Source organism: Pseudomonas sp. GW823-FHT03E05, assembly GCF_058796855.1.
This window is the reverse complement of sequence record NZ_JBXAJB010000001.1, coordinates 673,689-685,303: the sequence shown is the minus strand read 5'-3', so window position 1 is coordinate 685,303 and position 11,615 is coordinate 673,689. Positions and strand designations below refer to the sequence as shown.

The window sequence follows — 11,615 nt, the reverse complement described above, 5'->3', positions numbered from 1 at the left end:
GCCGTTGCGACGGCCTGCTGGTTATTGGGTCCAGAGCGATGGTGCGTCACAGCGGGCCGGAGGAAAAATACTAAAAATATGTTCGAGTCCCATGAAAAAGCTCTGCAACCAGACGGCCTGGCGCCCCACGCAAAACGCCGCCATCCGGAGGTCCGGATGGCGGCGAATGGGCACTGCCCCATGGCGAGGGAGCCTGGGTTGAGCACATCCGGTTCAGGCCGGGTGCTCCAGCCAGTCGCCCAGGCGCAGCAACAGGGCGTCGCAGGCGTGCAGTTGCTCAAGGCTGATGAACTCGTCGGGCTTGTGGCCCTGGTCCATGCTGCCCGGGCCGCAGACCACCGTGGGAATCCCGGCCTGGTGGAACAGCCCGCCCTCGGTGCCGAAAGCCACGGTGCCGAACTCCCGCGAGCCGCTGAGCAGCGCCAGCAGTTCGGCGGCCTCGCTGTCGGCAGCGGTGGCCAGCCCCGGGTAGGCACTCAGAGGTTGCAGGGCGATCCCGGTGTCGGCCTGCACCGCCTGCATCTGCGGCAGCAGCTGGTCCCGGGCATAGCCTTGCAACTGGTCCACCACCGCCTGGGCGTCATAGCCCGGCAGGGTGCGCACCTCGAAATCGAACTGGCACTCGGCCGGCACAATGTTCAGGGCCCGACCGCCCTGGATGGTGCCGGTCTGCACCGTGGAGAACGGCGGATCGAAACGTGGGTCGTGGTGCTCGGGTTGCGCCAAGCGGCTGCCGATCTCCCCCAGCTTGCCGATCAGCCGCGCCGCGTACTCGATGGCATTGACCCCATAGGGCGCATAGGCGGAATGGCAGGCCGCGCCGCGCACCTGGCAGCGCATGGCCAGCTTGCCCTTGTGGCCGAGCACCGGGCGCAGCTCGGTGGGCTCGCCGATCAGGCACAGCAGCGGTTTGTGCGGCCGCTGCTGCATTCGCTCAAGCATCGGCCGCACCCCCAGGCACCCCACCTCCTCGTCATAGGAAAAGGCCAGGTGCACCGGCAGCCGCAAGCGGCGCCGGGTCAGGCCCGGCACCGCAGCCAGCACCGAGGCGATGAAACCTTTCATGTCGGCGGTACCGCGGCCGTACAGGCGCCCTTCGCGCTCGCTGAGGACAAAGGGCTCGACACTCCAGGCCTGGCCGTCCACTGGCACCACGTCGGTGTGGCCGGACAGCACCACACCGCCACGATCCTCGGGGCCGATGCTGGCAAACAGGTTGGCCTTGGTCCGCTCCGGGTTGTAGATCAGCTCGCTGTGCACGCCATGGCTGGCCAGGTAATCGCGGATGAAGCCGATCAGCTCCAGGTTGGAGTCGCGGCTGACCGTGGCAAAGCCCACCAGCCGCGCCAACAACTCGCGGCTCGATTGTTCACTCATTGCCCGGCACTCCGTAGCTGGGCGCCGCCGTCGGGTCCAGGGCGCGGGTCAGGTAGTCCTGCATCTGCGGCCGGTAGGCCTGCCACAGGCCGGCGAGCTGGCCGATGGGGTCGGCGTCGGCCCAGTCCACCCGCAAGTCGACGATGGGCCAGGTCAGGTCGTCCACCACGCTCAGCGCCGCCGAATGCACCGGCCCCGCCTCGCCCCCCGCCGCCATCGCTGCCTGCATCGCCGCCAGCAGGCGCTCCACCAGCATGCCCGGGGTGTTTTCAAAGGCCTGAACCATGGCCTCGATCACCTGCGGGCCTGCCAGCAGGTTGCCGGCCGCCACGCACTGCTCCCCCGCCACCGCGTTGTGCTGACCCAGGGCTTCCTGGCCGCTGAACAACGCGGTGCGGCCCTGGCTGTCGATCACCGTGACCTGGCGATACTGGCTCCAGCCGTTGCTGCCCAGGGCCCGGTCCAGGGCGCTGGCCGGGTCGAGCTTCTGGCCCTCCAGCAGGTCGAGGATCTGCGGGCCCAGGGCCGGCAAGGTGACGTTCTGGGTCGCCACCGCGCCCACTCCGGCCCGCACCCAGGGGCAGCGCGCGCCCACGGCGATGCTGGAAGAACTGATGGCGATGCCCAGCTGGCCGGTTTCGGCGCAGCGTCCAACGATGGAAAAAGTCATGCAAACTCCCTGGCCCACAGGGCCTTGTGGCAAGCGCGGCACAAGGCCGCCGGAACCTTCGGCAACCCCCTCACTCGGGGATCACCGCGATCACGTCGATCTCCATCAGCCACTGCGGCTGGCCGAGGGCCGAGACCACCAGCCCGGTGGAGATCGGGAACACCCCCTTGAGCCACTTGCCTACCTCCTGGTAGACCGGCTCGCGGTAGCGCGGGTCGGTGAGGTAGGTGGTGGTCTTGACGATGTGGCTCAGATCGCTGCCGGCCTCTTCCAGCAGTTGCTTGACGTTTTTCATCGCCTGCTCGGCCTGGGCCCGCGGGTCGCCGAGGCCGACCAGCCGGCCGTCGAAGTCGGTGCCGACCTGGCCGCGCACATACACCGTGTTGCCGGCGCGCACGGCCTGGCACAGGTCGTTGTCCAGTGACTGGTTGGGGTAGGTGTCCTTGGTGTTGAACATGCGGATGCGAGTATGAGTAGGCATCAGTGGGCTCCCACGGGGCTGAGGTTGAGGGCCGGTGCTTCGGCGGTAGCCGCCGGCGGCCGGGCATCGCTGTAGGCCTGGTACTTGCGCTGGGTGGCGATGTGATCGGCGACATGCTTGGCGTCGTGCCACACCCCCCAGATAAACGACGAGCCACGGCGCGACAGCCAGGGCAGGCCGAGGAAGTAGACCCCCGGCTCGCGGGACACGCCGCGCTGGTGCAGGGGCTTGCCCTGTTCGCTGAAGGTGTCGACCTGCAGCCAGGAAAAGTCCACGGCGTAGCCGGTGGCCCAGATGATCGAGGTGATGCCGGCCTGTTGCAGGTCGAGTTCGAGGATCGGCTGCTTGACGCAGTCCGGGTCCGGCAGGCGCCGGCGGGCTTCGGGCTCCAGGGGTAGGTCGAGGCCGTTGCGGGCGATGTAGGCATCCGCCGCGTCCAGCAATGCCAGGTAGTTCTCGTCGCCCCGGGCCAGGTTGTCCAGCAGGTCGGCCTGGAAGGTCACGTGCTCGCCGGCAAAGGCCTTGGTCAGCCCCACCAGGGTGATGCCCTGGTGCGCCAGGGCGCGGAAGTCGATGGTCTGGCCGCCGCGGGCGCCGCTGACGGCAATGGTCACGTGCTCGCGCCCCGGCTTGGCGATCTCGGCGTCCCACTCTCCCAGCACCCCGAGCCACCAGCAGAAATCCCGGTTGCGATAGGAGCGCGGTGGCCGGTCGTGGGCCCCCACCGACAGGTAGACCCGGCGCCCCGCACGCTGCAGCTCATCGGCGATCTGCACCCCGGACGACCCCGCGCCCACCACCAGCACCGCGCCCTCGGGCAGTTGCTGCGGGTTGCGGTATTCGGCGGAGTGGATCTGCGTCAGTCGGTCATTGGCCGGGGCAATCGGCGGGATCACCGGACGCTGGAACGGCCCGGTGGCGGCCACCACCCGTTGGGCCTGGATCAGCCCCTCGGAGGTTTCCACGGTGAAGCCCGGGCGGCCGACATTGCGCACTACCTTGCGCACTTCCACGCCGGTGCGGATCGGCGCATTGAACTTGCGCGCATAGGCTTCGAAATAGTCCGCCACCTGGTCCTTGGCCGGGAAGGCATCGGCGGCGACATCGAATTCCATCCCGGGAAAGCGGTCGTGCCAGGCCGGCCCGTTGGCCACCAGGGAATCCCAGCGCCCGGTGCGCCAGGCCTCGGCCACCCGGCTGCGCTCCAGCACCAGGTGCGGCACCCCGAGCTTGCTCAGGTGCTCGCTCATGGCCACGCCGGCCTGGCCTGCGCCCACCACCAGGGTGTCCACTTGTATGGGTTGTTCTACGGTCATGTCTGTGTCCTTCTGCGAGACGAATGGCGCCGGCCGGAAGGCTGGGCGCACGCTGTTCAGAACCCGGGGGTAAGTCGGATGCCACAGATGGTGCGACAGACGCCTGCGAAGGAAAAATATTAAAAATGTGCTCGCTGGATAAGAAAAAGCGAGGCAGCGCGCGAGCATGCGAAGCGTGCAACTTCACAGCACCGGCGCTGCATCGCAAGCACTCGGGCCCGCGGCCTGGAGCCCAGGCTCAGCTTCGCTCACTGACAAAGGTGTAGCGGCTCAGAGCCTCGGCCAGTCGCGAGGTTTCATCTGCGCAGCGATAGCTCGCCACCAGGCCTTGCCTGGCGCTCTGCACCACCCTCACCTCTTGCAGCTCGATGGCCAGCAAGGCGGCTTCCTGGCGTATGACTGTCTCGATTTCAGCCATGACCAGCGCGGGCTTGAAAATCTTGCCCACTCCGGTGACGGGAAGTGCGTCGGCCAGGATGATCGCCTTGGGCACCGCTGCGCGCTCGCTGATATGCCGCGTCGCGTAGTCCAGCAACTGGGCGCTGCTGATGGCACTCCCGGCGCGCACCTGCACATAGGCCACCGGTACTTCCCCGGCATGCGCGTCGGGCCGGCCCACCGCTGCACACAACGCCACATCGGGGTGCGTGGCCAGCACCTCCTCGATGTATTTGGGCTCAATGTTGTGCCCCCCGCGGATGATCAGTTCCTTCTTGCGCCCGGTGAGCCAGAAGTAACCTTCGCCATCGCAGCGCCCAAGGTCCCCGGTGTTGAACCAGCGCTGTTCGGACACACCGTCGAGGGCGACAGTATCGAACCACGCCCCCTGATCATGGGCGCTGTCCAGATAGCCGATGAAGACATTGGGACCGCTGATGCAGATCGCCCCCACCTCATCGACTTGCGCATCACGCAACCAGGCACCTCGCTCATCGAGGATCATCACCCGCATGTCCTGCCAGGGTAGGCGCAGGCCGACCGAGCCAATGCGCGACTCACCACGCGCCGGATTGACCGACGACGCGCAAGTGCCCTCGGTCAAGCCATAGCCTTCGAGAATGCGCTGGCCTGTCTGTTGCTCGAACTTGCGCAGCAAGTCCCTGGGCATCGGCGCCGCGCCGCAGATCGCCACCGTCAGCGAGCTTGTGTCATGCCCCGCGCAGGGCACCTGCAACAGGCCGGCGTAGACCGTGGGCACAGCTGAATAGCTGCTGACCTGATGGGTTTCGACTATCTCCCAGAACCGTGGCATGAATCCCGGCGTGCGAAACCCCGCCGGTGGTGCCAGCAGCACATGACCGCCCTGGGCAAATGCCGCCAGGCCACAACCGATCAGCGCATTGACGTGAAACAGCGGTAACGCGGTCAGCACGGTGCGTCCTGGCCGCAGGACCGGCGCGCCGATCACCGCATCCAGTTGCCCGCAGAAGATCACTTCATTGCGCTGGCTGTGACGGGCAATTTTCGGCAAGCCGGTGGTGCCGCCGGTGCAATAGTAGGCCGCCACGTCGTTCAGGCCCGGCGGGGCAAACCGCAGGCGCTCGCCTGGCTCGAGGGCCAGTTCGGCGAAAAAATCCAGGACCGGCACCCCGGCCACTTCAGCGGGCAGCGGCGCGCTCTGCCCATGGCCCGGCAGGTGCCGCATCGGGTCGACAGCCAATACGCCTTGCAGGCCGGGCAAGCGGGCAATCGCGCCCTCGACCCGCTGCCAGATCTGCGCATCCGGCTCGGGGCCTACCGTGACTATCCAGCGGACCTTGGCCGTCGCCAGCAGCTCGGCCATCTGCGTGCCGTCCAGCAAGACGTTGACCGCAAAGGCGATACCCGCGGTCTGCGCACCCCACATGGCGATATGGGTTTGCGGCAAGTTCGGCAGGATCAGCGCAACCACGTCGCCCCGCCGTACCCCCAAGCGCTCGAACAGGTTGGCTGCGCGAGTGATGTCCGCCAGCAGTTGGGCGTATGTCCAGCGCACCGGCCGCGCATGATCCTCGACCCGCAGAAAGAAGCTCAGGGCCGGGGCCTGTGGCCATTGGCTCGCGCTGCGTTCGATCAACGCATAGGTGTTGTTGATATCGGCAAAGGGCTGAGGACCCGCCTCGATCTGCAGAACGTCCTGATAGTCGCAAAGCATTTCCAAGACCTCCAATCATGAATTTTCTTGACTTGAGATGCTGGCATGAGGCGAATTAGGTTACTTGGCATTTGATAACAAGAATTTGGCATTCGGGAACAAAATGAACCGTCCCCCCTTGTTTGTCAGGGCCCCTGCCCTGACCGGCTTCACCCGACTGGTCAGCGAGCATGGCGGTGACGCCCAGGCCCTGCTGGCCCGTGTCGGCATGACCCAGGCCCAGCTCGACGACGCCCATTTCAGCCTGCCCCTGGAGAAGGTCGCGCAGTTGCTGGAGATCACCTCGCAGGCCTTGTCGCTGGCGGATTTCGGCGCTCGCCTGGCGAACCTGCAGGACGTCTCCATCCTCGGGCCGCTGGCCCTCATCGTGCTCCACGCCAGCCACCTGGCCGATGCCCTGGAACGGGTCGCTCGCTACATGCCCTACCACTCCCCCGGGCTGAACCTGCGCCTGAGCGTCGAGGGCCAATATGCCGCCTGGCACCTGCAGCATGACCTGAGTGTAAGCAGGCTGGGCGACCGGCAATTGAGCGAGCTGGTCCATGGCATTGCCCTGGCTTTCCTGCGCCGGGTTACCCACCACACCGGCAAGCAATGGCAAATCAATTTCAGGCATGACAGCCCCCTCGACGCCAAGGCCTATCGCGCCCTGTATGGCTGCCGGGTACGCACCAACCAGGCTGAAAACGCCCTGCTCTTTCCCGCCAGCTTGCTCAGTACCCCGCTGGCCAGCGCCAGCCCGGCAATGCTTGAGACCACCGAGCGCATTGTCCGCCGCCTGATCCAGAGCCACCCCCTGGACCTGGGGCGCCAGGTGGAAATACTGGTGGAGCGCCTGCTGGTGACGGGCAACTGCACGCTGCCGGTCCTGGCCGGACAACTGGGCATGCCCCGGCATATGCTCCAGCGCCGCCTGCTAGCCCAAGGCTTGCGCGTGGAGGAAATCATCGATGACTTGCGCCGCAAGCGCCTTGAGTCGCTGCTGCCCCACCCGCAGATCGCCCTGACCGAAGTGGCGTTCCTGTTGGGCTACGGCGACCCCAGCTCGCTGACCCGCGCCTGCTATCGCTGGTTCGGCCAGAGCCCCAGCGCATGTCGCCAAAGGCACCTGGCGCAACCTTAGGCTCTGTACGAAAACTACCTGTGCTTCGATCAGACTGCGTTGAAGACAGGCTCGGCATGCTCATTCAGGCCGCTGGACTCGGCTTCCTCGCCTGCTTTTGCCTAGCCTGATCTTTGCTCGGCGAGTTTTCGTACAGACCTTTGCGGCGGCCGGTTGAGCCCCCGGCACCCGCGGTTCAAGCACCCGGGAATGTCGACAGCCCGGCACTTCCCGGGGCTTCTCTGACGATCATGTCCACGGCTTGCTGGGCAATCGGTGAAAGCGTGCGCCCGGCATGGGTCACCACGGCGTAGCGGATGGTCAGCACATCCGCCGGCCAGGGCGGCTGTATGAACGGTGCCAGGTCCACCAGCAGCCCGTTGTGCAGGTCCTGGTCGAGCCACGAGCGCCAGGTCAGGAGCAACGAGTCGCTGCTCAGGGTGGTTTCGCGCAACAGGTTCAGATCGTTGGAGCTCAGGGTCCAGGGCAGCAAGGTGCCCGGCGCCAGATCGAACAGGGCATACAGCGAAGCTTCGTTGGACGGCGACACGCCACTCCACTGGTAGTCGAGGATCTGGGCACGGGCAATCGGGCCTGCCTGGCGGGCCAGCGGGTGATCGCGGCGACAGAATACCGAGGCCGGCTGAGGCGGCAGATGGGTCACGGAAAAGCGCGGGTCGATTTCCTCGCCCGACTTGAGGCTGGCGACCACGAAATCCAGTTGCTCGGTTTCCAGCAGGTGGCACAACTGATTCCAGTACCCGACCTGGACATTGAGCACCAGCCTGGGGACCTGTTTGCGCAACCTGATGAGAATATCGACGGTGTTGAGCGTGGCCGCCATCGGGTTGATGCCCAGGCGCAGTTCCCCACCTTCGGCGCCGGCAATATCGATGGCTTGCGCCACCAGCTTCCTGGCGCAACCGAGCAGCTCATGAGCACGCCCGATCAACTGCTGCCCGGCAGCGGTGAGCATCACCGTGCGCGTATCACGATCGAAGAGCCGAACGCCCAGGTCCGCTTCCAGCGACTGGATGCTGCGGCTGAACGCCGTCTGCGACAGGTTGGCCCGAGCCGCAGCGCGGGAAAAATGCAGTTCCTCGCTCAGATAGACCAGATGGCGCACACGTTTCAGATCGATTAAGTCGTTCACTGCATTAATCCAGCCCTATCTTTGCATTGGACACTCTTAACACGCTCCCAGAAGATTCTCCACCACCAGCATCGCCCGGCAGACAACACGTACTGCCTCCAATAAAAAAAACGATGGGGAAGTTCTGTGGCGCACCAATTCCAGCTTGATCCATTCCGCTTACTGGGCCTGCCAACGCTGCTTGCACTGAGCATCAGCGCACCTGGCCAGGCCGCTACCTTCGACATCGGCGAGATCCAGGGGCAATTCGATTCTTCGTTGTCCATTGGCGCCAGCTGGGCACTGCGCAACCCGGACCGGGCCTTCATCGGCACGTGGAACGCAGGGCACGCCTCAAGCCAATCCTCCGACGACGGCCGGCTGAACTTTCGCAAGGGCGAAACCTTCTCGAAGATCTTCAAGGGCGTACACGACCTGCAGCTCAGCTACGGCGACAGCGGAGTATTCCTGCGGGGCAAGTACTGGTACGACTTCGAGCTCAAGGACGAGAGCCGGCGCTATGTGCAGATCAGCGATGAGCATCGCAAGGAAGCCGCCAAGTCCTCGGGCGCGCAGCTGCTGGACGCCTTTGTCTATCACAACTATTTCATCGCCGATCAGCCCGGCAATGCGCGCCTGGGCAAACAGGTGGTCAGTTGGGGGGAAAGTACCTTCATCGGCAATGGCATCAACGTGATCAACCCGACGGATGTCGCTGCCTTCCGGCGCCCGGGAGCCGAAATCAAGGAAGGCCTGATTCCGGTCAACATGCTGTTTTTGTCCCAGGGGCTGAGCGAAAACCTCTCTGCCGAATTTTTCTATCAACTGGAATGGGACCAGACCGTCGTCGACAATTGCGGGACCTTTTTCGGCTCCGACGTGATGGCCGATGGATGCAATACCCGCATGGGTTTCTCGCCCCCCTGGGACCCCAATGGCCAGTATCACTTCACCCGGGGTGGCGACCGCGACGCGCGGGACAGTGGCCAGTTCGGGATGGCCCTGCGCTGGCAGGTCGAGGCGCTGAACAACACCGAGTTCGGCCTGTATGCCCTGAACTACCACAGCCGCGCGCCTTTCCTCGGTGGCACGGTCGGCACGGCCCCCTTCGCGGTTAAGCCTGGGACCAGGGCATCGAGCGCCGAGTACTTCATCGAGTACCCGGAAGACATCCGCCTCTATGGCCTGAGCTTTGCCACCACCCTGGGCACCACTGCGGTTTCCGGCGAACTGAGCTACCGGCCGAACATGCCGCTGTCACTCAACGGCAGCGACGTGACCATTGCCGCGCTCGCCGGCCCGATGGCGGCCGATCTCGGTGCGCCGATCTTCACCAGCGGCTTTGCGCAGCCAGTGCCAGGCGAGAGCTTCCACGGTTATGTGCGCAAGCCGGTGACCCAGGCGCAAATCACCCTCACCCATTTCATCGACCAGGTCTGGGCCGCCGAGCGCCTGAGCCTGATTACCGAGATCGGCTACAACCACCTGGGGGATATCAACAGCAACGCCTTGCGCTTCGGCCGGGACAGTATCTTCGGCAACGGCGAACTGCCCGACAACCGCAATTGCGCGCTGATGGCCAACCCGGTCAACCCGCAGAACTGCAACAACAAGGGCTTCTACACCGCCAATTCCTGGGGTTATCGCGGCCGCGCCATCCTCGACTATCAGAACGTGATCGCCGGGGTGAACCTCAAGCCCAGCCTGTCCTGGTCCCATGACGTGCAAGGCTACGGCCCCAACTTCAACCAAGGCAGCAAGGCCATCAGCCTCGCCCTGGATGCCGACCTTCGCAATACCTACTCGGCGAGTCTTTCCTACACCGATTTCTTCGGTGGCGCCTACAACACTTCGACTGATCGCGACTTCGTCGCCCTCAGCTTCGGCGTGAGCTTTTGAATCCGCAATCAGCAATCGAACAGGACAGGGTGCGATGAACATTTCGAAGTCGGTTTTTCACGGCAGTGCGTTGTCGCTGCTGCTTTGCACGTCGGCCATGGCCGCAGTGTCGCCCGAAGAGGCGGCCAAGCTCGAGACCACGCTGACCCCGGTGGGTGCCGAGCGCGCCGGCAATGCCGACGGCACCATTCCGGCCTGGACCGGCGGCCTGGCGAAGAATGCCGGGGCGATCGACAGCGCAGGTTTTCTCGCCGACCCCTATGGCAGCGAGCAAGCGCTGTTCAGCATTACCTCGCAGAACCTCGAGCAGTACAAAAGCCGCCTGTCTCCGGGCCAGGTCGCGATGTTCAAGCGCTACCCCGATTACCGGATGAACGTCTACCCCACTCACCGCAGCGCCAACGTACCGCCGAGCATCGTCGAGGCGGCCCGCAAGAACGCCCTGAACACCACCCTGGTTGCCGGCGGTAACGGGCTGGAGCACTTCACCAAGGCCTATCCGTTTCCGATTCCCAAGAATGGGCTGGAGGTGATCTGGAACCACATCACCCGTTATCGCGGTGACAGCGTGAAGCGCCAGATGGTGCAGATCGTGCCGGATGTCCAGGGCAACGGCACACCCGTGACCTTTGCCCACCAGTACGTGTTGCGCGAGAGCCTCGCCGACTACGATCCGGCCAAGCCGAGCAACGTGCTGTTCTACAACAAGCAGACCGTGGTCGCGCCAGCGCGCCTGGCCGGCAACGTGGAACTGGTTCACGAGACCCTCGATCAGGTCAAGGAACCTCGCCAGGCCTGGATCTACAACGCCGGCCAGCGCCGTGTGCGGCGGGCCCCGCAGGTGGCCTACGACGGGCCGGCCGCCAGTACCGACGGCCAGCGCGTGGTGGACAACTACGACATGTTCAACGGCGCGCCGGATCGCTATGACTGGCAACTGGTGGGCAAGCAGGAACTGTACATCCCCTACAACAGTTACAAGCTCGATTCGCCCACGCTCAAGTACGCCGAGATCACCAAGGCCGGGCACATCAACCAGGATCTGGCGCGCTATGAACTGCACCGTGTGTGGCACGTGGTCGCGACCTTGAAACCCGGCCAGCGCCATGTGTATGCCAAGCGCGATTTCTACATCGACGAGGACTCCTGGCAGGCCGCGGTCATCGATCACTACGACGGGCGCAATACCCTGTGGCGGGTTGCCGAAGCCCACCAGCTTTCCTACTACAACAGCCAGGTGCCCTGGTACACCGCCGAGACCCTGAATGACATGGTCAGCGGCCGCTACCTGGTGCTGGGCCTGAAGAACGAAGAGAAGAGCAACTATCAGTTCGGCGTCAAGGCGCTGGAGGCCGAGTTCACGCCCAACGCCTTGCGCCAGAGTGGGGTGCGCTGAACTCGGGTCACGACGGCTCGAACAACAGCGCCTTCGCCGAGGGGGCGCCAGGACCTCGTACTGGCGGTGGGCACAGCCTCTGTGCCAACCGCCACTCTTTGGAAAATG

General features: G+C 64.9%; 9 protein-coding genes. 3 read left to right on the top strand and 6 right to left on the bottom strand.

The features are described 5' to 3' along the window. Positions 1-213 precede the first annotated feature (213 nt). The 5 genes from argE to AC1RCO_RS03055 all read right to left on the bottom strand — a co-directional run bounded on the left by argE (position 214) and on the right by AC1RCO_RS03055 (position 5,978). Positions 214-1,377, bottom strand: a complete 1,164-nt coding sequence (argE, locus tag AC1RCO_RS03075) for an acetylornithine deacetylase (RefSeq protein WP_011061804.1) — start codon at positions 1,375-1,377, stop codon at positions 214-216. Then, entirely contained in the window at positions 1,370-2,047 is a 678-nt protein-coding gene (locus AC1RCO_RS03070) for a DUF1028 domain-containing protein (RefSeq protein WP_011061805.1), read from the bottom strand. Before AC1RCO_RS03070 ends, argE begins: the two co-directional genes overlap by 8 nt. Before the next feature lie 70 nt (positions 2,048-2,117). Next, positions 2,118-2,528 carry a RidA family protein gene (locus AC1RCO_RS03065; protein WP_011061806.1) on the bottom strand — a complete coding sequence of 137 codons (411 nt, stop codon included), beginning with the start codon at positions 2,526-2,528 and terminating at the stop codon, positions 2,118-2,120. Next, positions 2,528-3,844 carry a flavin-containing monooxygenase gene (locus AC1RCO_RS03060; protein WP_019094861.1) on the bottom strand — a complete coding sequence of 439 codons (1,317 nt, stop codon included), beginning with the start codon at positions 3,842-3,844 and terminating at the stop codon, positions 2,528-2,530. Before AC1RCO_RS03060 ends, AC1RCO_RS03065 begins: the two co-directional genes overlap by 1 nt. A 238-nt stretch (positions 3,845-4,082) precedes the next feature. Next, positions 4,083-5,978 (bottom strand): acyl-CoA synthetase, encoded by a 1,896-nt coding sequence (locus AC1RCO_RS03055; RefSeq protein WP_125063033.1) that lies wholly within the window; start codon positions 5,976-5,978, stop codon positions 4,083-4,085. A 103-nt stretch (positions 5,979-6,081) separates the two neighbouring features. Between AC1RCO_RS03055 and AC1RCO_RS03050 the strand changes: the two genes are divergently transcribed. After that, a complete protein-coding gene (locus tag AC1RCO_RS03050) occupies positions 6,082-7,101 on the top strand; it encodes an AraC family transcriptional regulator (RefSeq protein ID WP_492617368.1) in 1,020 nt (339 codons plus the stop codon). Between the two features lie 175 nt (positions 7,102-7,276). Here the strand turns inward: AC1RCO_RS03050 and AC1RCO_RS03045 are convergent, their stop codons facing one another. Next, a complete protein-coding gene (locus AC1RCO_RS03045) occupies positions 7,277-8,233 on the bottom strand; it encodes a LysR family transcriptional regulator (RefSeq protein WP_019094857.1) in 957 nt (318 codons plus the stop codon). A 126-nt stretch (positions 8,234-8,359) separates the two neighbouring features. Here AC1RCO_RS03045 and AC1RCO_RS03040 point away from each other — a divergent pair, with 126 nt between their 5' ends. Beyond that, the gene (locus tag AC1RCO_RS03040; RefSeq protein ID WP_169893568.1) at positions 8,360-10,111 is read left to right on the top strand and encodes a DUF1302 domain-containing protein; all 1,752 of its coding nucleotides are present in this window, start codon (positions 8,360-8,362) and stop codon (positions 10,109-10,111) included. Positions 10,112-10,145: 34 nt separating this feature from the next. Next, positions 10,146-11,507, top strand: coding sequence for a DUF1329 domain-containing protein (locus AC1RCO_RS03035; RefSeq protein ID WP_401018027.1), 1,362 nt, complete (start codon positions 10,146-10,148; stop codon positions 11,505-11,507). Positions 11,508-11,615: the final 108 nt, after the last annotated feature.